Below are 19,506 nucleotides of genomic sequence, written 5' to 3' on the forward strand. Positions count from 1 at the left end.
CATGCCCCGCTTCCACTGCCCCATTGCGCTGCGCAGCGGCGACGAGATCGACCTGCCGGCAGGTGCCGCGCGCCATGTACAGGTGCTGCGCCTGCAGCCCGGCGATGGCATCACGCTGTTCGAAGGCCGTGCCGGAGACGGCTTCAGCGGCGGCGAGTTCGAGGCCACCGTGCTGCGCATGGGCCGCAGCGACGTGGCCGTGCGCATAGGCGCCCACCACGCCGTGGAGCGCGAACCCCTGCGCCCCGTGCATCTGCTGGCCGGCATCACGGCCAACGAGCGCATGGACTGGCTGGTCGAGAAGGCCGCCGAGCTTGGCGCGGCCAGCATCACGCCGCTGGTGGCCGAGCGCAGCGTGCTCAAGCTCAAGGGCGAGCGCGCCGAAAAGAAGCTGGCCCACTGGCAGGCCGTGGCCGTGTCGGCCTGCGAGCAGTGCACGCGCAACCGCGTGCCCCCGCTGCACGCGCCCACCGACCTGGAAGACTGGCTGGAGGGTGGCGCGAAAAAGCTGCCGCCCGGCACGCTGCGCCTGCTGCTGTCGCTGGGTGAAGGCACGCGGCCGCTGGCCGAGGTCATGGAGGCCGCCACCGAAGACATGCCCGTGGTTTTTCTCTCGGGCCCCGAAGGCGGCCTCTCGCCCGCCGAGGAGGCCCTGGCCCGCGGCCAGGGTTTCGTGCCCGTCACCTTGGGACCTCGCGTGCTGCGCGCGGAGACCGCTCCCCTGGCGGCGCTGGCGGCCCTCACGCTGGGCTGAAACGGCCCAGCCAGTCGCGCAGCCGCGCGAACACAGGCGCAGCGAACGCATCGCTTTCGTTGAACAGCTCATGGTAGGCGCCGTCAAAGCACTGTGCCTGCAACACGGCCGGCGGTGCGCGGTCGGCAAAGGCCCGGCTGCCGGCCGGCGCCACCAGCCTGTCATCACCCGCCCACAGCAGCAGGCCGGGCACGCTCCACCGCCCCGCAAGGGCCAGCACCTGAGGCCCGCCCTGCGCCAGAAAGCGTGCCAGCCGCGCACAGATGCGGTCATGGCACAGCGGATCGGCACGGTAGGCATCGCAGACCGCCGCGTCATGCGAGAGATAGGGAATCTGCAGGCCGTTGGACACACGCAGGTCGGGCAACAGGCGCGGCAGCGTACCCACCAGCAGCCTTTGCAGCGGCGACAGGCCGATGTCGAAGGCCGGGGAAGACAGTACCAGCGCGTCGACAGGCCGCAGGGCACGGGCGACGAACAGCGCCGCCACCAGGCCGCCCAGGCTGTGACCCAGCAACACCAGCGGCAGGCCGGCCGGCTGCTGTGCGCGCGTGGCATCGACCACGCAGGCGAGGTCGTCGAGCAGGCGGCTGTCACCCGTCAGGCCGCCGCGCGGCCCCGCCGAGCGCCCATGGCCGTAGTGGTCATAGCCGCGCACGGCATAGCCCCATGCGTTCAGGCGCTGAGCCAGCGCCGCATAGCGGCCGATGTGCTCGCCCAGCCCGTGCACCAGCAGCACGGTGGCGCGCGCCGGCCCACCGGCCACGGGCCAGTCACGCAGCGCCAGCTCGGCGCCATCGCAGCCGGGAAGGCGCCCGGCCAGGCCGTCCGGGGCGGGGACAGGCGCATCCGTCATGCGGTGGCGGCCTCCGAGGGAGATTGCGCCATGGCGGCGATCACCTGGGCCACGGCGGCCGTGAGCCGCTTGGCATAGGGCACATGCAGGAACTCGTTGGGGCCATGGGCATTGCTCTTGGGGCCCAGCACGCCGCAGACCATCATCTGCGCCTTGGGGAAGCCCTGGCTGAGCATGTTCATGAGCGGAATCGTGCCGCCCTGCCCGATATAGCCGCATGACGCCCCGAAATGCGCCTGGCTGGCGGCGTCGAGCGCGCTCTCGAACCAGGCATCCATGGGCGGCGCATTCCAGCCGCTGGCGCCCGACAGGCCCTGCCAGGTCACGCGGGCCTGATAGGGCGCGTTGTCCTCCAGCAGCGCCTTCATCTCCTGCACGCAGGCGGCGGCGTCGACCAGGGGCGGCAGGCGCAGGCTGAGCTTGAAGGCGGTATAGGGGCGCAGCACGTTGCCGGCGTCCTGCAGGGCGGGCAGGCCCTCTGCGCCGGTCACGCTCAGCGTGGGCTCCCAGGTGCGCCTGGCCAGGGCCTGGACGGGATCGGTGGTGGTGGGCAGGGCGAACAGCGTGGAGCCGCCGCAGTCGTAGTGCGCCCAGGGAAAGCGGGCATAGGTTTCCTCGCCGAGGATGGCCGCCGTAGCCCGCATCTGGGCCATGCGATCGGCCGGGATCTCGCAGTGGAAGCTGGCGGGCAGCAGGCGCCCGGTCTTGCTGTCCTCCAGGCGGTCCAGCACCTGGCGCAGGATGCGAAAGGACGAGGGGACGACGCCCGAGGCATCGCCAGAGTGCACGCCTTCGGTGAGGATCTCCACCTTCAGCGTGCCGCTGGCCATGCCGCGCAGGCTGGTCGTCAGCCACAGCTGGTCATAGTTGCCGGCGCCGCTGTCCAGGCAGACCACCAGGCCCACCTCGCCCAGGCGCGGGCGCAGCGCATCCACGTAGGGCAGCAGGTCGCGCGAGCCGCTTTCCTCGCAGGTCTCGATCAGGCCGACGATGCGTGGATGCGGCACGCCCTGGCGCTTGAGCTCCTGCACGGCGGCGATGCTGGCGTAGACCGCGTAGCCGTCGTCCGCGCCGCCGCGGCCATAGAGCTTGCCGTTCTCGTACTTGGGCGTCCACGGACCCAGGTCGCTGCGCCAGCCGTCGAACTCGGGCTGCTTGTCCAGGTGGCCGTACATCAGCACCGTGGGGCTGGAGGCAGCATGGTCCTGCGTGCCATCCACCTCGAAGAACAGCACCGGCGTGCGGCCCGGCTGGCGCACGATCTCCAGGGTCAGGCCCGCCACCTTCTGCGCCAGCACCCAGTCGGCGGCATTGCGCAGCACGGTCTCCAGGTGGCCTTGCTGTTCCCAGTCCGGCGCGAACATGGGCGACTTGGCCGGAATGGCGATGTAGTCGGTCAGCGCCGGGACGATGCGCTCGTCCCACGAGCGGCCGATCTGTTCGAGGGCGGCTGCGGGCTGCAGCAGCTGCGAAGGGGTGCGTGCGTTCATGGCGGGTCCTCGTGTCATGGCGGCGCAGCTCTCGAGCGCGGGCCGGCGCCGCAATCCGGCCATTGTGCGCCAACGACAGACTGGCAGGGAGCCAGCCCGGCAACGACTACGATCACGCCATGTATATCGGAGAACTCGCCCGTCGCGCCGGCTGCTCGCCCAAGGCCGTCAGGCTCTATGAATCCCGGGGCCTGATGGGCGCCGTGGCGCGCCTGGGCAGCTACCGCGTCTACGACGAGCGCGACCTCGTGCTCGTGCAGCGCATCCGCCAGGCGCTCGCGCTGGGCTTTCGCCTGGACGAGCTGCATGTCCTGCACCGCATCGACGACGCCGCAGGCTGGCAGGCCCTGGCGCAGCTGTTGCGCGCACGGCGCGAGAAGGTGCGGGCCGAGATGCTGCGCCTGCAACGCCAGCAGGACCATCTGGCGGCGCTGGAACGTGAACTGCTCGCATGCAGCCTGGAGCCGGCGGCCGCCATGGCCGCCTGCGAATCCGCGCCTGCCTGATGCAGGGGGCTTGACCTTGCCCCCAGGGACAAGGCGAACATAGGCGCCATGCCTGCCATCTCCACCCCCCCTGCTTCCCAGCGCATCCTCATCATCCTCGGCCATCCGTCGGACGGCAGCCTGTGCGCCGGCATGGCCGGAGCCTATGCCCGTGGCGCACGCGAAGGCGGCGCCGAAGTACGCATCCTGCACCTGGCCGCACTGGCTTTCGATCCGGTGCTGCATGCCGGCTACCGAGGCGAGCAGCCCCTGGAGCCGGACCTGCGGCAGGCCCAGGAGCACATCCTCTGGGCCAGCCACCTGGCCTGGGTCTATCCCAACTGGTGGGGCGGCCTGCCGGCCCTGCTCAAGGGATTCATCGACCGCGTGTTCCTGCCCGGCTTCGCCTTCAAGTACCGCAAGGGCTCGCTGCTGTGGGATCGGCTGCTGGCCGGCCGCTCGGCCGACCTGCTGGTGAGCATGGATTCCCCGCCCTGGTACTACCGCTGGGTGGCGCACATGCCGGGCCACCACCAGATGCGCCGCGCCATCCTGGAATTCAGCGGCGTCCGGCCCGTGCGCATCCACAGCTTCGGCCCCGTGCTCGGCGCCGATGCCGCCCGGCTCCAGCGGTGGCTGGAGCGTGCCGGCTCGCTGGGCCGGCGCGCGGCGGCTCGCCCGGTCAAGGCCGTGTCCTGAGCAAGGCGTCGATGGCGGCGCGCCCCACCGACGGGTCATCGGTGAAGATGCCGTCGATGCCTGCGCGCAGGAAATCATCCATGTCGGCGCGCGCATTGCCGCGCCGCGCGCCATCCCCCACGGGGGCGGACTTCAGGCTCTGCGGCAGAAAGGCGTTCTCGGGCCGCAGCGTCCAGGGGTGGACGAGAAGGCCCGCGCGATGCGCGTCGGCCACCAGCGAGGTGGGCGCCGCATTGGCGCCCTGCACCAAGGGAATCACCATGCTCTTGCCCGGCCCTATGCCGTTGGCATAGCGCGCGATCCCGGCCAGCCCCGCAGGCGTGGCCATGTCGGCATAGCCGGGGCCATGGCCGCGCGCCACGCTGTCATGGGGCTTGCCCCTGGGCGCCAGCAGTTGGACCAGCCGCAGGCTGCTGCGGGCACGGATCCAGCGCAGGTTCTCCACCTCGAAGGACTGCACGAACACCGGCGCCTGCGCATGGTTCCAGCCATTGTCCGCCAGCACTTTCAGCAGCGCAGGCTCCAGCGGCAGGCCGATGGACTGGAAATAGGTCGGGTGCTTGGTCTCGGGATAGATGCCGACGGTGCGGCCCGTGCGCGCACTCTCGGACTTGGCCAGGTCGATCACCTCCTGCAGCGTGGGCACCTCAAAGCGGTCGTTGAACCGGGCATTGGCCGGCCGCAGGGCCGGGATGCGCTCGCGGGCGCGCAGGGTCTTCAATTCGGCCAGCGTGAAGTCCTCGGTGAACCAGCCCGTGATGGCCTGCCCGTCGATGGTCTTCGTGGCCTTGCGCGCAGCGAACTCGGGGCGGTCGGCCACATCGGTCGTGGCTTCCTTGACACTGCCGTCGGCCGCGAGGATGGCGATGGCGTTCTCATGCCGCGCGACCAGCACGCCATCGCGCGTGATCACCAGATCGGGCTCGATGAAGTCGGCGCCCGCGCGTATGGCCTCGCGGTAGGCCTCCAGGGTGTGCTCGGGCCGCAGCGCCGAGGCGCCCCGGTGGGCGATCAGCGCGGGCCGGGGCGGCCAGTCGGCGGCGGTGGCCTTCGGGTCGGCGGTCCGTGGTGCGGCACAGCCTGCCAGCAGCAGGCCTGCTGCTGCGCCGGCCAGGGCCAGCGTGCGCCGGCGTGGGAAGCGGTTCATGTCTGTCTCCGGGTTCGCATTCGGTCGAAGCCGATTGTGCGTCGCCCGCGCGTCGGCGGCATGACCGCGCCGCTCAGGCATGCTCGAAATGGAACACGGCCGTACCCGCCATGAGGTTGGGCAGGGTACGGACCGCACGCCCGTCCTGCAGGCCGAAAGCGTCCAGGATCCGCAGCCGGTTCCTGGTGGCCAGCACCTCGAAATCCTTGTACGTGCCCACGCGGATGTTGGGCGTGTCATACCACTGGTAGGGCAGGCGGCGCGTGACCGGCATGCGCCCGCGCAGCACCGACAGGCGGTTGGGCCAGTGCGCGAAATTGGGGAAGGCGACGATGCCCGCGCGGCCGATGCGGGCCGTCTCCTGCAGCATGGTCTCGGCATTGCGCAGGTGCTGCAGCGTGTCGATCTGCAGCACCACGTCGAAGCTGTTGTCCTGGAAGATGGCCAGGCCGTCCTCCAGGTTCAGTTGCAGCACGTTCACGCCGCGGCGCACGCAGGCCAGCACGTTGGCATCGTCCAGTTCCACGCCGTAGCCGGTGCAGCCGCGCTCGCGCTGCAGGTGCGACAGCAGGGCACCATCGCCGCAGCCCAGGTCGAGCACGCGCGAGCCCTCGGGGATCAGGCGCGCAATCGCCTGCATGGTGGTCAGCTCGGTCATTCGGCCTCCTGGGCGGCTGTCGTGGTTTCCTGGGCGATGCCGTCGAAGTAGGAGCGCATCACCTGCATGTAGCGGGGGTCGTCGAGCAGGAAGGCGTCGTGCCCGTGGGGCGCATCGATCTCGGCATAGCTGACGTCGCGGTTGTTCTCCAGCAGCGACTTGACGATCTCGCGGCTGCGCGCGGGCGCGAAGCGCCAGTCGGTGGTGAAGCTCACCAGCAGGTAGCGGGCCTTGGCCACGGCCAGGGCCTGGGTCAGGTCGCCGCCATGGCTGCGCGCCGGATCGAAATAGTCCAGCGCGCGCGTGATCAGCAGGTAGGTGTTGGCGTCGAAGTAGCTGCTGAACTTCTCGCCCTGGTAGCGCAGATAGCTCTCGATCTGGAACTCCACGTCCTGGGTGCTGTACTTCAGGTCCAGTCCTTCCCTCAACTGGCGGCCGAACTTCTGGTTCATGACGTCGTCGCTCAGGTAGGTGATGTGGCCGATCATGCGGGCGATGCGCAGGCCGCGCGCCGGCACCACGCCATGCGCGTAGAAATGGCCGCCGTGGAAGTCCGGGTCGGTGACGATGGCGCGCCGCGCCACCTCGTTGAAGGCGATGTTCTCGGCATTGAGGTTGGGTGCGCTGGCCACGACCACGGCATGGCGCATGCGGTCGGGGTAGCGCAGCGACCAGGACAGCGCCTGCATGCCGCCCAGGCTGCCGCCCAGCACGGCCGCCAGCTGCGAAATGCCCAGCCGGTCGAGCAGCCGGGCCTGGGCATCGACCCAGTCCTCCACCGTCACCACGGGGAAGTCGGCGCCATAGATCCTGCCGGTGTCGGGATGCGCGTGCATGGGGCCCGTGGAGCCGAAGCACGAGCCCAGATTGTTCACGCCGATCACGAAGAACTTGTTCGTGTCCACGGGCTTGCCGGGGCCGATCATGTTGTCCCACCAGCCCTCGCTCCTGGGCTGGCCCTCGTAGGTGCCGGCCACATGGTGGGAAGCGTTGAGCGCATGGCAGACCAGCACGGCGTTGCTGCGCGCGGCATCGAGCTGGCCGTAGGTCTCGTAGGCGAGGTCGTAGTCGCGGATCGAGCCGCCACCTTGCAGCGGCAGCGGCTCGTCGAAGTGCATGGATCGGGGTGTGGCGATGAAGGACATGAAAAAACCCGGCATCGCTAAAAACGAGGCCGGGTTCTCAGGTTTCGTCTTTAGCTGGATTTATAAAGCGCCCGCAAGCAGAAGCAAATCGGCGCATGAGCGGCCATTATGCCAAAACACCCGCTCCTGGCATGAACAGGGCCAGCACGCCCAGCATCAGGAAGATCACGGCCGAGATCAGATGCACCAAGCGGATGGGCACACGCTTGACCAGCCTGTCTCCCAGCCAGACCACGGGGGCGTTGGCCAGCATCATGCCCAGCGTGGTGCCGGCCACCACCCACAGGTAGGCGTTGTACTTGGCCGCCAGCATCACGGTGGCGATCTGCGTCTTGTCGCCCATCTCGGCCAGGAAGAAGGCCACCAGCGTGGTGCCGAAGACACCCCAGCGCGAATGCCCGGACACTTCGTCCTCGTCGAGCTTGTCGGGAATGAGCATCCAGATCGCCATGGCGATGAAGGACAGGCCCAGGATCCAGCGCATGGCGTTCTCGCCCAGGTAGCTGGTGATCCAGGCGCCCACGGCCCCCGCCAGCGCATGGTTGACCAGGGTGGCCACGAGAATGCCCAGGACGATGGGCCAGGGCTTGCGAAAACGCGCGGCCAGCACGAGCGAGAGCAGCTGGGTCTTGTCCCCCATCTCGGCAAGGGCGACGACGGAGGTTGAGATCAGGAAGGCTTCCATGTGGGGATTTATCCGGCCGGATAGAGCACACATTGACCACGCTCCGACTCCGGCCTTTGGATCGGTGCGCGGTCAATGGTCTCGACCGGTCGCCCGCAGCATTGCACCGCGGGCCGCATACGCCATAGGCCGCAAAGGCCCAAGTTTGTTGACGCATGCATCCGGCGCCTGGGCACCGGACGATCTACTCCCCAAAGACTGAGGCCGCGATCATAGCAGCCCCCGGGCCTGCACGCACAGGGCGAGTGCGATGGCGGCAGATGCTTATGCGCTGCCGCAATTTCAGGGTTACTCCCAGGGCCTTTCTGTGGTGGACAAGACGAATTTTTGCGAAACAGTAATAACGCGCGAAAACTTCTGCCACATAATGGGCGAGCTTTCGTTCGGGCTTCGGTCCAATGAGGGCGAGTGCGTTTGCGTCTCTAACGTTGTCATCCCGTGTTGACTCCCTAGGGCTCCATCGCGTTTTCCAGTTTTTTCAGGAGTCCTCCATGGGCAACAAGCTTTACGTCGGCAACCTGCCGTACTCTTTCCGTGACAACGATCTGGAGCAAGCCTTCAGCGAATTCGGCGCCGTCAACAGCGCCAAGGTGATGATGGAGCGCGACACCGGCCGTTCCAAGGGCTTCGGCTTCGTCGAAATGGGCAGCGATGCCGAAGCGCAGGCCGCCATCCAGGGCCTGCACGGCCAAAACCGTGGCGGCCGTGACCTCGTCGTCAACGAAGCCCGCCCGATGGAGCCCCGTGCTCCCCGCAGCGGCGGTTTCGGCGGCGGCTTCGGCGGCGGCGGTGGCGGCTTCGGCGGTGGCAACCGCGACGGCGGCTACGGCGGTGGCCGTCGCAGCAGCTACTGAGCAGCTGCCTGCAGCATGCGTTAGCAAAAAAAGGGGCCTTCCGGGCCCCTTTTTTGTTGCCAAACGTTATCAGTATGCGATTTCGAGCATTTATCTTTTTGATTTTTGTGCTTCATAATTTAGTTTCGGGCAGACCCGTTCGAACGCTATGTGTTTAGGAAGGTTGGCCAGGTTCCTGTCTCCAGAGAACTTGACGTCTGTGCATCCTGAAGCCGAGCGCCAAACCAGTGAGCAATGAGGAGTTGAGGAGTTTTTGATGGGCAATAAGCTTTACGTCGGCAACCTTCCCTACGGTGTGCGTGACAACGACTTGGAGCAGGTGTTCAGCCAGTTCGGCGCTGTAACCAGCGCCCGTGTCATGATGGAGCGCGACACCGGCCGCTCCAAGGGATTCGGCTTTGTCGAGATGGGCAGCGATGCCGAAGCACAGGCCGCCGTCCAAGGCATGAATGGCCAGCCACTGGGCGGACGCAGTCTCGTGGTGAACGAAGCACGTCCCATGGAGCCCCGCCCCCCGCGCTCCGGCGGCTTCGGCGGCGGCGGTGGTGGTGGCGGCTATGGCCGTGGCGAGGGTGGCGGCGGCTACGGCGGCGGTGGCCGTGGTGACGGCGGCGGCTACGGGCGCGGCGGTGACGGTGGCGACCGCGGCGGCTATGGCCGTGGCGATGGCGGAGGTGGCTACGGCGGCCGCGGCGATGGGGGCTTTCGCAGCCCCTACGGCTCGGGTCCGCGCAATGGCGGCCGCGGTGGCTGGGGCAACAACAATAACAACGGGGAATGAGCGCAGGCTCCCCGTGTTATCCCGAATAAAAGGCTTCTTGAAGGAGCCTTTTTTACGACCACGAACTCACTCGGCAGCCCATTGTCTGCTTGTCGTACGGTTCATGGATTTCCCAAATGACGATGTTTGCGCTTTCGTCCTACAAGCAACCGATCAAATAAGGCGTTGGGTAGAATCTTCATCAGACGCCCCACCCATGCCATTTGCCATGGGATGATCGCCAGGCTGCGCCCGGCTGCAATGGCGCGCCAGGCTCTTTCGGCAAACACCTGCGGCGCCAATAGGAAAGGCATCGCATAGCGATTACCCCGTGTCAGCGGGGTATCCACATAACCGGGCACCACCGTGGTGACTTGCACGCCATTGGTACGCAATTCAATGCGAAGGCTTTCGCAATAGGCAATGACTGCGGCCTTGCTGGCGCAATAGGCACCATGTCCGGGCAGGCCACGCAAACCGGCCACGCTGGAAATTGCAACCAATTGTCCGCTACCCCGGCGAACCATGGGCGCGATGAAAGGATGGAAGGTGGCCGCGACACCCAGTGTGTTGACCTCCAGCACCTTGCGCATGGCATCGATGTCCTCGCGCAGCGAGGTATCCACGCCCCAGCTGATGCCGGCGTTGGCCACCACCAGGTCAGGCAGTCCCTGCTGCTGCTCGCAGCGCAGGGCTGCGGCGATGATGCTGTCGGGCTCGCCCACATCCGCCTCGTAGATGGCAAAGCGCGAGGCCTGCAGGCCTCGTTCCTGTGCCCATTGCGCCATCACCCTGCCGCGCCGCGCCACCAAGGCCAGCGACCAGCCCTGCTGGTAGCAGTGCCAGGCCAAGGCCTGGCCAATGCCGCTGGATGCGCCCGTGATGAAGGCCAGGGGTGGCCGGCTCGCGCAGGTCGTCATGGTCTGCTCCTGCAGTGCACGCCTGCACCGCGCGCCATTCCTATCGGGTCCTGGACGGCTGCAGCGTCCCACGTACCCGGCCCTGCAGCTTCATCACCAGGTCCAGGTTGCTGTATTGCATGCTGTCGGCGGTGAAGCGGTCCTTGCCGCGCGTCAGCACCACGGGCTGGTTCGAGCTGACCCGCTCCTCGTTGGGCCAGGCCTGCAGGAATTCGCCCTCGAACCGCAGTTGGGGCTGGGGCTGCTTGCCCGCCGCCACGAAGGGCTCGCGCGTGACGACGGCATTGCCGAACATCTGCACTTCGGAGCCATCGGCATTGCTCAGGGCACGCCTGGCGCTGCCGCGCGTGATGCGGCCTTCCGGAGAGACCGCGAACATTCGCACGTCGTCGATCTCCAGCGTGTCGGTATCGGGATAGTGGCGGCCCATGCTGCCCTCGATCTGGCTCTTCAGGCGACCCGTGGCGTCGAAGCTCTTGATCGAGAAGTCCTTCATGAAATAGTCGGGCTCGTGCGCCACGGCTTTTTCGGTGCCGCTGGCCAGGGGCTGGGGCGCATTGCGCACCAGCCACCAGGTGCCCAGGGCCAGCAGGCCCATCAGCAGCACGGGCAGGTACAGGGAAAACCGGTCACCGACGCGGCGCCATGCCTGGGTCATGATGCGTAGTCCGCCAGCAGCCCGGCATAGGCCCCGCGCGCGGCCAGCAACAGGTCGCACAGCTGCCGCACCGCGCCTTCGCCACCATTGCGTGGCGTGACCCAGTCGGCCACGGCCAGCACCTCGTCATGGGCATTGGCCGGCGCGCAGGCAAAGGCCGAGCGCCGCATCACGGGCAGGTCGGGCCAGTCGTCGCCCATGGCCGCGGCCTGGTGCCACTGAAGGCCCAGTTCGCCCAGGATGGCCTCGGCCGCCGGCACCTTGTCCTCCGTGCCGAAGCGCGCATGCGTGACGCCGAGGTTTTGCAGCCGCAGGCGCAGCGCCGGTGAGTCGCGCCCCGTCACCACGGCAGGCGTGATGCCGGCCTTTTGCAGCAGCTTCAGGCCGTGGCCGTCCAGCGTGTTGAAGCGCTTGAGCACTTCGCCTTCTCCGGAAAACAACAGCCCGCCATCGGTCAGCACGCCATCAACGTCGAAGAACGCCACCCGCACGTCCTGCGCCCGCAGCAGCAGTTGCGCGTCCCAGGTCTGCACGGCAGTCAGTGGAAGTCGCGCCATCAGATCACCTTGGCGCGCATGAGGTCGCGGATATGGACCACGCCGCGCAGCCGTTGCTGCGCATCGGTCACCAGCACGGCGGTGATGCCATGCTCCTCCATCATGCGGGCGGCATCGACGGCCAGCGCGTCTTCGGCGATGGTGCGGGGGCCCTTGTGCATGACATCGCCGGCCCGCAGCGCACGCAGGTCCATGCCGGCCTCCACGCGGCGGCGCAGATCGCCGTCGGTGAAGATGCCCTGGAGCACGCCGGCCGCATCGACGATGGCCGAACAGCCCAGGCCCTTGGTGCTCATCTCGCGCATCAGCTCGACGAATCCGGCCCCGGTGCCGACCTGCGGCAGCTCGCTGCCACTGCGCATCACGTCGCGCACATGGGTCAGCAGCTTGCGGCCCAGCGCACCGCCCGGATGGGAGCGTGCGAAATCCTCGGCACCGAAGCCACGCGCATCGAGCAGGGCCACGGCCAGCGCATCGCCCATGGCCATCTGCGCCGTGGTGCTGGCCGTGGGCGCCAGGTTCAGCGGACAGGCCTCGCGCTCCACGCGGGTATCCAGCACCCAGTCGGCATGGCGAGCCAAGGTCGATTGCGCGCCGCCGGTCATGGCCACCAGCGGTATGCCCTGGCGCTTGATGGCGGGCAGCAGCGCGGCGAGCTCATCAGCCTCGCCGCTGTTGGACAGCGCCAGCACCAGATCGATGCCGGTCACCATGCCCAGATCGCCGTGGCTGGCCTCCGCCGGGTGCACGAAGAAGGCGGGCGTGCCCGTGGAAGCCAGCGTGGCGGCCACCTTGCGACCGACATGGCCGCTCTTGCCCATGCCCATCACGACGACGCGGCCGGACAGCCGCAAAATGCGCTCCACCACCTCGCCGAAGACGCCGTCCAGGCGCTGCGACATGGCGTGGAGGGCTTCGGCCTCGATACCCAGGGTGTCACGGGCCAGGCGCAGGGCGCGTGGCGCGCCCTGCGCATCCAGGGTGGCAGCATCAGAATTCATCTGGAGATTTTAGGCGGACTCGCCAATGGCCGGCGTCCGGCCCGGTCGGACGACTGGGTACACTGGCCGCTCCCTGCCCCTGCTCCCGAGCCCTCGCCATGCACACCACCACCAGCGTCAACGACTATCTGCGCGCCCACATCCGCACCGTTGCCGACTGGCCGGCGCCCGGCGTGCAGTTCCGCGACATCACGCCCCTGCTGCAAGACCCCCAGGTCTTTCGCGTCATGACCGATGCCTTCGTGCACCGCTACATGCAGCGCGGCCTGCGCCCCGACGTGGTGGCCGGGCTGGACGCGCGCGGCTTCATCCTGGGCGCCGTGGTGGCCCATGAGCTGGGCGTGGGTTTCGTGCCCATCCGCAAGAAGGGCAAACTGCCGTTCACGACCGTGGAGGAGACCTACGAGCTGGAATACGGCAGCGCCACCGTGGAGCTGCACACCGATGCGGTCAAGGCCGGCGACCGCGTTCTCCTGATCGACGACCTGATCGCCACGGGAGGCACCATGATGGCCGGCAAGCGGCTGCTGGAAAAGCTCGGGGCCAGCGTGATCGAGGGGGCGGCCATCGTGGACCTGCCCGAACTGGGCGGCTCGGCCCTTCTTCGCGACAGCGGCTTGCCGCTGTTCACGCTGGTGGACTTCGCGGGCCACTGAACCCGGCCACTCCCGCGCCAGTCAGCGCAGTTCGCCGTACTGGGTCACACCCAGGTCCAGGTGGTCGAGCGAGCTGTTGGGAAAGTCCGCGCCGCGCTCGCCCGCGCCCGGGCCGAGCAGAGGACCTGAGCGGCGAACGCCGGCCGACGCAGCGCCGGACCGGCCCGTGGCGGGCGTGGCGGCCACGGCCATCTTGAAGGCCGCCATTTCCTGGTCGTCTATGGGCTCGAACGGCGCCATGTCCTGCCTGCGACGCTGGGGCGCCGGAGCCTGGACCGCCGCGGCCACGGGCTGCGCCGGGCGGGGAAGGCGGGAAGCGACCATCGAGTGGGCCTGCGCCTGTGCCGCTGCATTCTGGTCGCTGACACGCCAGTAGACGGCCGTCACGACCGCACCCATGCGCGCCTTGGCGGCCTGGGCCAGCATGGCCTCGATCTCGCTGAGGCGGGCCGTCTCGCTGGCATAGGCCCGCGCCAGGTCCATCATCACCACGAAGCGCTGGCCCACGTTGTCCAGCGAAAGCACCTTGAACTTGTAGCTGGCAGACAACACGCCGGCACGCACCATGACATCGCGTACCACGCCATAGAGCTGTTCACGGCGCTCGGAACGCTCGCTGCGGCGCATCGCTGCAGCGGCCTGGCCACCGTCTCCAGGCGAACCATGGCTCTGATCCGGCTGGGGCTTGCGGGAAAACCAGTTGAACACGGACATGGGCGCTCTCATTGTCACGAATAGTCACAAACTCGCGGATTGTGCCTGCAACTTGGCGACATTTTGAGCACAGGTGTTGCAAAAACCGCTGTATCAATTTGTCGCAGCGCAAAACCGTCGCTGTAACCCGAGCGTCGCCCCGAATCCCCGGCCTCAGGTGCTGGCCACACGGCGGCGGCTGTCCACCGCGCGGCGGGCCAGGACCTGCCCGGCGGCCATCACCAGCGCCAGCGCCACACCGGGCTGGCGATTGCTGAGCTCGGCGAAGCGCATGGCCGTCAGGCACCACAGGCGCCCGGGGGCGGCGGCCTGCACGGTAGCATGGCGTGCACGGTGGGCGAAGAAGGCCCCCTCGCCCAGGATGGAGCCAGGCCCGACGATGGCCAGACGGATGCGCTCCTTGGCATCCTGGTAGTGCACGCTAAGGCTGCCGGATTCCACGAAATACAGGTTGCGATCCAGCGACCCCTCGGCGAACAGCAACTCGCCCGCCGCCAGCGTCACCGGCACCAGGTAGGGCGCCAGCAGATCCCATTGCTCCAGGGTCAGCGCGTTCTGCACACCGTCGACAGCCACGGCCGACGACATGGCCTGGGCCAGAGGCCGCAAATCATTGTGGGAGGAAGAAGACATGGCGGATCCGGTTCGAAGGGGCCGCGCACCCGCGTCGGGGCTGGGCCCGTCGGCAGGCAGCGACGACGGCCGCTGCGGCACGCCGCATGCTAAGCGACGGCAGCCAGCACGCCAATGCCGGCACGCGGGTTTTCGCCGGCAAATTTTGTAGCAAAAGATAAATATCGCTGCGGCGGCGCCATCCGTGCGAACGTGCAGGCCCTGTCCGGCGGCCCTGTCACTTGCCGATGCAGAAGCTGGAGAAGATCACGCCCAGCAGATCGTCGGAGCTGAATTCCCCGGTGATGGAGTTCAGCGCGACCTGGGCCAGGCGCAGTTCCTCGGCCAGCAGGTCCAGGTGGGCCGCCTGCGCCGCCAGCTGATGCTCGGCCTCGTCCAGGTGGACGGCCACGGCCTGCAAGGCCTCCACATGGCGCGCGCGCGCCAGATACAGGCCTTCAGGCGCGGACTGCCAGCCGGCCACATCGAGCAGGCGCCGGCGCAGGGCATCCAGGCCGTCGCCCGTGCGTGCCGACAGTGCCACGCTGCCTTCACGGCCGCCATGGGCCCGCATCCGGGCAGGTTCCGCGCGATCGGTCTTGTTCCAGACATCGATGACGGGCACCTGGCCCGGCAACGTCTGGGCCAGGGTCCGGGCAATGGCGGCATCGGCCGCCAGATAGCCGTCCTCGCCCATGCGTGTGAGGTCGTGCAGGAAGAGCACGGCATCTGCGGCGGCGATCTCGTCCCAGGCACGCGCGATGCCGATGCGCTCGACCTCGTCGCTGCTCTCGCGCAGGCCTGCGGTGTCGATCACATGCAGGGGCACGCCCTCGATCTGTATGGTCTGCTGCACCTTGTCGCGCGTGGTGCCGGCGATGGGCGTGACGATGGCCAGCTCGGCCCCGGCCAGCGCGTTGAGCAGCGAACTCTTGCCCGCATTGGGCTGGCCCGCGATCACCACCTTGATGCCCTCGCGCAGCAGGGCGCCCTGGTGGGCGCGCGCCAGCACCTGGTCCAGCCGGCCGCGCAGCCGCGCGAGCTGGCCGCTGGCATCGGCCTTTTGCAGGAAGTCGATCTCCTCCTCGGGAAAGTCCAGCGTGGCCTCCACCAGCATGCGCAGGTGCACCAGCGCATCGCGCAGGCCATGGATCTCCTCGGAAAAGGCGCCCGACAGCGAGCGGCTGGCACTGCGCGCGGCGGCCTCGGTGCTGGCATCGATCAGGTCGGCAATGGCCTCGGCCTGGGCCAGGTCGATCTTGTCGTTGAGAAAGGCGCGCTCGGTGAATTCGCCGGGCTGGGCCAGGCGCAGGCCCGGCAGCACGGCGCCGTGGCCTTCACCAGGCGCCTGCGCGGCGGCCTCCAGGCAGCGCGCCAGCAGCAGTTGCAGCACCACGGGGCCGCCATGGGCCTGCAGCTCCAGCACGTCTTCACCCGTGTAGCTGTGTGGAGCCGGGAAGAACAGCGCCAGGCCGTGGTCTATGGGGCCGCCCTGGGCATCACGAAACGGCAGGTAGGTGGCCTCGCGCGGCCTGAGGTCGCGGCCGCACAGCGCGCGCGCCAGCGGTGCCACGCCCTTGCCGGAGACGCGCACGATGCCCACGGCGCCTCGCCCGGGAGCGGTGGCAATGGCAGCGATGGGGTCGTTGTGGCGGGGCAGCATGGATGAAGGCTTTCAAAGGCAGGAAAACAGGCCGCGATGATAGGCCCACCCATGAAAAAAGCCCGCCGAAGCGGGCTTTGGGACAAGGGCCTGTACCGGCTTACTTGGCCGGCGTGGACTTGCCGAAGTTGGGCAGGTTGAACTGCGGCGGCACGCCCATGCGGGTGTTGATGATCCACTGCTGGGCGATGGACAGGATGTTGTTCGTCAGCCAGTACAGCACCAGGCCGGCCGGGAAGAAGAAGAACATCACGCTGAAGACCAGGGGCATGATCCACATCATCTTGGCCTGCATCGGATCCGGCGGCGCGGGGTTCAGCGCGGTCTGCAGCAGCGAGGACAGGGTCATCAGCACGGGCAGGATGAACAGCGGGTCCTTGGCCGACAGGTCGGTGATCCAGCCGATCCAGGGCGCGTTGCGGATTTCCACGCTGGACAGCAGCACCCAGTACAGCGCGATGAACACCGGGATCTGGATGATGATGGGCAGGCAGCCGCCCATGGGGTTGACCTTTTCCTCGCGGTAGATGCGCATCATCTCCTGCTGCATCTGCTGGGGCTTGTCCTTGAGGCGCTCACGCATTTCCATGATGCGCGGGTTGATGGCCTTCATCTTGGCCATCGAGGCATAGGCCTTGGCATTGAGCCAGTAGAAGGCGATCTTCAGCAGCAGCACCAGGGCCACGATGGACCAGCCCCAGTTGCCCAGGAAGCCGTGCAGCTTGTCCAGCAGCCAGTACAGCGGCTTGGCCAGGATGGTCAGCCAGCCATAGTCCTTGACCAGCTCCAGGCCGGGGGCCAGCGCTTCCAGGCGCTTTTCGATCTGCGGGCCGGCGAACAGGCGCGCATCCACGCTCTTGCTCTGGCCGGGCTCGATGGAGCCCACGGGCGTGATCATGCCGACGGCGTAGAGGTTGGTATCGACCTTGCGCAGGAAGTTCTCGCGCTGGATGCCCTCGGCCAGCAGCCAGGCGCTGGCGAAGTAGTGCTGGACCATGGCCACGTAGCCGCCCGAGGACGACTTCTCGACGCTGGCCTTGCCGTTCTCGATGTCCTTGAACTCGACCTTCTGGTATTTCTTCTCGTCCGTGTAGACGGCCGGGCCCGTGAAGGTGGAGTACATCGTGGACTCCTCACCTTCCGGCTTGTTGCCGTCACGCACCAGTTGCAGGTACAGCTGCGGGTTCACAGCGGCCGTGCCGGTGTTCACCACCTCGTGGCGCACGCCGATGTCGTAGGCGCCGCGCTTGAGCGTCCAGATCTTGACCAGCTTGACGCCGCCCATGTCGGGCGACTCGAAGCGAAGCTCCAGCTGGTCTTCGCCATCCTTGAGTTCGCGCGCGCCGGGCTGCACGGTCATGGCCGTCTTGTGCGTGGGGAAACCGCCGCCGATCAGGCCGGACTGCCCCAGGTACACGCGGTGCACGCTCTCGTCGAACAGCACGACGGGCCTGTCCTTGTGGGCGGAGTCGGCGTATTTCAGCAGCTCGGCATGGCGCAGCGTGCCGCCCTGGCTGTCGAAGGTCAGGCGCAGCACGTCAGTGCTGATGGTCACGTTCTGGCGCGGTGCAGCTTCGGGCGCCGCGGGGGCGCCGCCGGGTACTTCGCCGGCACCGGCCGTCGCCGCAGGCGCGGGCACGCCGGCATCGCCGGGCGCCTTGGCCGTTTCAGGTGCCGGGGCCGTTGCGGCGGCCGGCGCGGGGAAGAATGTGGCCTTGTTGCCGTTGTGCACTTGCCATTTGTCCCATAGCAAGACCAGCGAAAAGCCAAATATCACCCACAGGATGGTGCGGCGAATATCGTTCATGAAGACTTCTTAGGTGAGGAAGGTTGGGTGTTTCCGGGCGCAGCCGTCAGGCGCGTGAACAGCCTGGGCTTGTGCTCTGGCACAGGGTCATGCCCCCCGTCACACCACGGATGACAGCGCGCCAGCCGGCGCAGCGTCAGGTAGGAGCCTACCGCAGCGCCGTGGCGCTCCAGCGCTTCAAGGGAATAGGCCGAGCAGGTCGGCGTGAAGCGGCAGGCCGAGCCCAGCCAGGGACTGAGCATCAGCCGATAGCCGCGCACCAGCGCCATCAGCAGCCGCTGCATCATGGCGCCACCCCTGCACTTTCGCCAGCGGCGGCGGTTGCGCCGTCCGGCGCCTGCCGTGCTGCGGCCGATGCCGTCTGCGCCAGACGCCGTGCGGCATGGGCGAACAGCTGCTGCAGCTCGGCGCGTACCGCCTGCTTGAGCACATCGGACGTGGCGCTCACGAACTGGCGCTTGTCGAAGCCCGCGCGCAGCCGCACCACATGCGCGCCCTGGCGCAGCATGGCCTCATGCTCGCTGCCCACGGCATAGACCTGCCGCTTGATGGCATGCCGTGTCACCGAGCGGCGCGCCCAGCGCTTGGGCACCATGGCACCCAGCCAGGCGTCCTGGCGCACGGCTCCAACGCCGAACAGGGCCTGCGGATCCTGCGATCCGGGCCCTGTCGGTGGCACCATGGCTGCCGCCTGCTCCGTCAGAACGAGACGGTGCAAGGCGAAGTGCGCGGTACGCGATACCGTACCGGCTGCCATGGCGGCCTGAAACTGCGGACGTGTTTTCAGCCGTTGCATGTGAGCACCCCGGTCAGGGGTCCGGTGCAGCGTGCAAACCGCCCAGCAATGGCTGGCCTTAGACGGCCAGGCGCTTGCGGCCCTTGGCGCGGCGAGCGTTGATCACGGCGCGGCCGCCCTTGGTCTTCATGCGGACCAGAAAGCCGTGTGTGCGGGCGCGACGGGTCTTGGAGGGTTGGTAAGTACGTTTCATGTTGGTTCCTTGAGAAGGTTCAGTTTTGCACCGGTCCCGTATCCGGCGCGCTCAAGCAGCACGGCAGGCGGCCGCCACAGAGGCAGGCCATCCGGCCGTCTGCCAAAATCTGCACGATGCACTTGCCCTTGGCGATCCGCGGTTTCGCGGCCTCGCCCAGGCGCAGCATGCAGACCCGATGCAGACGGGCGGGACATATCACCCTGAACACATTCAGGGAAACCCGCGATTATCACAGCGTTGCCCACTTGATGCAATGCCCTTCGATCCCGTAGGATGCCTGCCCATTTTGCGGCAAAGCAGAGGACAAGCTCCTGATATTTTGTGGATAACTTCCGCAAAAGCTACAATGGCAGCCTCGCAACAGTTCCTCCTATCCACAACTAGACTTCGACA

24 protein-coding genes are annotated in these 19,506 nt (G+C 67.7%); 6 read left to right on the top strand and 18 right to left on the bottom strand.

Annotated elements, in window-relative coordinates:
* Window position 1: 1 nt before the first annotated feature.
* Window positions 2–754, top strand: a complete 753-nt coding sequence (locus L1Z78_RS27835; RefSeq protein WP_234639526.1) for a 16S rRNA (uracil(1498)-N(3))-methyltransferase — start codon at window positions 2–4, stop codon at window positions 752–754.
* Here L1Z78_RS27835 and L1Z78_RS27840 read toward each other — a convergent pair.
* Together L1Z78_RS27840 and L1Z78_RS27845 are read right to left on the bottom strand one after the other, a co-directional pair.
* A complete protein-coding gene (locus tag L1Z78_RS27840) occupies window positions 741–1,610 on the bottom strand; it encodes an alpha/beta hydrolase (RefSeq protein ID WP_234639527.1) in 870 nt (289 codons plus the stop codon). The genes L1Z78_RS27835 and L1Z78_RS27840 overlap by 14 nt on opposite strands.
* On the bottom strand, window positions 1,607–3,100 hold the full coding sequence (locus tag L1Z78_RS27845) for a M20 family metallopeptidase (protein WP_234639528.1): 1,494 nt from the start codon (window positions 3,098–3,100) through the stop codon (window positions 1,607–1,609). Before L1Z78_RS27845 ends, L1Z78_RS27840 begins: the two co-directional genes overlap by 4 nt.
* Before the next feature lie 119 nt (window positions 3,101–3,219).
* Between L1Z78_RS27845 and L1Z78_RS27850 the strand changes: the two genes are divergently transcribed.
* On the top strand, window positions 3,220–3,606 hold the full coding sequence (locus tag L1Z78_RS27850) for a MerR family transcriptional regulator (RefSeq protein WP_234639529.1): 387 nt from the start codon (window positions 3,220–3,222) through the stop codon (window positions 3,604–3,606).
* A gap of 48 nt (window positions 3,607–3,654) precedes the next feature.
* Window positions 3,655–4,284 carry an NAD(P)H-dependent oxidoreductase gene (locus L1Z78_RS27855; RefSeq protein ID WP_418921657.1) on the top strand — a complete coding sequence of 210 codons (630 nt, stop codon included), beginning with the start codon at window positions 3,655–3,657 and terminating at the stop codon, window positions 4,282–4,284.
* On the opposite strand, the gene L1Z78_RS27860 is transcribed toward L1Z78_RS27855, so the two are convergent.
* The 4 genes from L1Z78_RS27860 to L1Z78_RS27875 form a co-directional block, all read right to left on the bottom strand.
* On the bottom strand, window positions 4,268–5,431 hold the full coding sequence (locus L1Z78_RS27860; RefSeq protein WP_234639530.1) for a glycerophosphodiester phosphodiesterase: 1,164 nt from the start codon (window positions 5,429–5,431) through the stop codon (window positions 4,268–4,270). The genes L1Z78_RS27855 and L1Z78_RS27860 overlap by 17 nt on opposite strands.
* 73 nt (window positions 5,432–5,504) lie before the next feature.
* Window positions 5,505–6,089 (bottom strand): methionine biosynthesis protein MetW, encoded by a 585-nt coding sequence (gene metW / locus L1Z78_RS27865; protein ID WP_234639531.1) that lies wholly within the window; start codon window positions 6,087–6,089, stop codon window positions 5,505–5,507.
* Complete coding sequence (gene metX / locus L1Z78_RS27870) at window positions 6,086–7,234, bottom strand: homoserine O-succinyltransferase MetX (RefSeq protein WP_234639532.1); 1,149 nt, start codon at window positions 7,232–7,234, stop codon at window positions 6,086–6,088. The genes metW and metX overlap by 4 nt, the downstream gene beginning before the upstream one ends.
* 106 nt (window positions 7,235–7,340) lie before the next feature.
* On the bottom strand, window positions 7,341–7,919 hold the full coding sequence (locus L1Z78_RS27875) for a TMEM165/GDT1 family protein (RefSeq protein ID WP_234639533.1): 579 nt from the start codon (window positions 7,917–7,919) through the stop codon (window positions 7,341–7,343).
* Between the two features lie 491 nt (window positions 7,920–8,410).
* Between L1Z78_RS27875 and L1Z78_RS27880 the strand changes: the two genes are divergently transcribed.
* Together L1Z78_RS27880 and L1Z78_RS27885 are read left to right on the top strand one after the other, a co-directional pair.
* Complete coding sequence (locus L1Z78_RS27880) at window positions 8,411–8,773, top strand: RNA recognition motif domain-containing protein (protein WP_234639534.1); 363 nt, start codon at window positions 8,411–8,413, stop codon at window positions 8,771–8,773.
* A gap of 256 nt (window positions 8,774–9,029) precedes the next feature.
* Entirely contained in the window at window positions 9,030–9,554 is a 525-nt protein-coding gene (locus L1Z78_RS27885; RefSeq protein ID WP_234639535.1) for an RNA recognition motif domain-containing protein, read from the top strand.
* A 101-nt stretch (window positions 9,555–9,655) separates the two neighbouring features.
* On the opposite strand, the gene L1Z78_RS27890 is transcribed toward L1Z78_RS27885, so the two are convergent.
* Genes L1Z78_RS27890 through L1Z78_RS27905 form a run of 4 tightly spaced genes read right to left on the bottom strand, consistent with a single transcriptional unit; the run spans window position 9,656 to window position 12,669 of the window.
* Entirely contained in the window at window positions 9,656–10,453 is a 798-nt protein-coding gene (locus L1Z78_RS27890) for an SDR family oxidoreductase (RefSeq protein ID WP_234639536.1), read from the bottom strand.
* 40 nt (window positions 10,454–10,493) lie between these two features.
* Window positions 10,494–11,111: an LPS export ABC transporter periplasmic protein LptC gene (gene lptC, locus L1Z78_RS27895; RefSeq protein ID WP_234639537.1), complete on the bottom strand. Its 618-nt coding sequence runs from the start codon at window positions 11,109–11,111 to the stop codon at window positions 10,494–10,496.
* Complete coding sequence (locus L1Z78_RS27900) at window positions 11,108–11,668, bottom strand: KdsC family phosphatase (protein ID WP_234639538.1); 561 nt, start codon at window positions 11,666–11,668, stop codon at window positions 11,108–11,110. Before L1Z78_RS27900 ends, lptC begins: the two co-directional genes overlap by 4 nt.
* Window positions 11,668–12,669, bottom strand: coding sequence for a KpsF/GutQ family sugar-phosphate isomerase (locus tag L1Z78_RS27905; RefSeq protein WP_234639539.1), 1,002 nt, complete (start codon window positions 12,667–12,669; stop codon window positions 11,668–11,670). Before L1Z78_RS27905 ends, L1Z78_RS27900 begins: the two co-directional genes overlap by 1 nt.
* A 98-nt stretch (window positions 12,670–12,767) precedes the next feature.
* Between L1Z78_RS27905 and L1Z78_RS27910 the strand changes: the two genes are divergently transcribed.
* A complete protein-coding gene (locus L1Z78_RS27910; RefSeq protein ID WP_234639540.1) occupies window positions 12,768–13,325 on the top strand; it encodes an adenine phosphoribosyltransferase in 558 nt (185 codons plus the stop codon).
* A gap of 21 nt (window positions 13,326–13,346) precedes the next feature.
* Here L1Z78_RS27910 and L1Z78_RS27915 read toward each other — a convergent pair whose 3' ends face one another.
* The 8 genes from L1Z78_RS27915 to L1Z78_RS27950 all read right to left on the bottom strand — a co-directional run bounded on the left by L1Z78_RS27915 (window position 13,347) and on the right by L1Z78_RS27950 (window position 19,279).
* Complete coding sequence (locus L1Z78_RS27915; RefSeq protein ID WP_234639541.1) at window positions 13,347–14,039, bottom strand: hypothetical protein; 693 nt, start codon at window positions 14,037–14,039, stop codon at window positions 13,347–13,349.
* Window positions 14,040–14,192: 153 nt separating this feature from the next.
* Window positions 14,193–14,672 carry a Crp/Fnr family transcriptional regulator gene (locus L1Z78_RS27920; protein WP_012207851.1) on the bottom strand — a complete coding sequence of 160 codons (480 nt, stop codon included), beginning with the start codon at window positions 14,670–14,672 and terminating at the stop codon, window positions 14,193–14,195.
* Window positions 14,673–14,889: 217 nt separating this feature from the next.
* A complete protein-coding gene (mnmE, locus tag L1Z78_RS27925) occupies window positions 14,890–16,314 on the bottom strand; it encodes a tRNA uridine-5-carboxymethylaminomethyl(34) synthesis GTPase MnmE (RefSeq protein ID WP_234639542.1) in 1,425 nt (474 codons plus the stop codon).
* A 100-nt stretch (window positions 16,315–16,414) separates the two neighbouring features.
* Window positions 16,415–18,121, bottom strand: a complete 1,707-nt coding sequence (gene yidC / locus L1Z78_RS27930) for a membrane protein insertase YidC (RefSeq protein WP_234639543.1) — start codon at window positions 18,119–18,121, stop codon at window positions 16,415–16,417.
* On the bottom strand, window positions 18,118–18,408 hold the full coding sequence (gene yidD, locus L1Z78_RS27935) for a membrane protein insertion efficiency factor YidD (protein ID WP_234639544.1): 291 nt from the start codon (window positions 18,406–18,408) through the stop codon (window positions 18,118–18,120). Before yidD ends, yidC begins: the two co-directional genes overlap by 4 nt.
* Window positions 18,405–18,917: a ribonuclease P protein component gene (locus L1Z78_RS27940; RefSeq protein WP_234639545.1), complete on the bottom strand. Its 513-nt coding sequence runs from the start codon at window positions 18,915–18,917 to the stop codon at window positions 18,405–18,407. Before L1Z78_RS27940 ends, yidD begins: the two co-directional genes overlap by 4 nt.
* 58 nt (window positions 18,918–18,975) lie before the next feature.
* Complete coding sequence (gene rpmH, locus L1Z78_RS27945) at window positions 18,976–19,110, bottom strand: 50S ribosomal protein L34 (protein ID WP_012207856.1); 135 nt, start codon at window positions 19,108–19,110, stop codon at window positions 18,976–18,978.
* A gap of 19 nt (window positions 19,111–19,129) precedes the next feature.
* Window positions 19,130–19,279, bottom strand: coding sequence for a hypothetical protein (locus tag L1Z78_RS27950; RefSeq protein WP_234639546.1), 150 nt, complete (start codon window positions 19,277–19,279; stop codon window positions 19,130–19,132).
* Window positions 19,280–19,506 lie beyond the last annotated feature (227 nt).

Origin of the sequence: Delftia tsuruhatensis (assembly GCF_903815225.1) — a bacterium.
Taxonomy (GTDB): domain Bacteria; phylum Pseudomonadota; class Gammaproteobacteria; order Burkholderiales; family Burkholderiaceae_C; genus Comamonas; species Comamonas tsuruhatensis_A.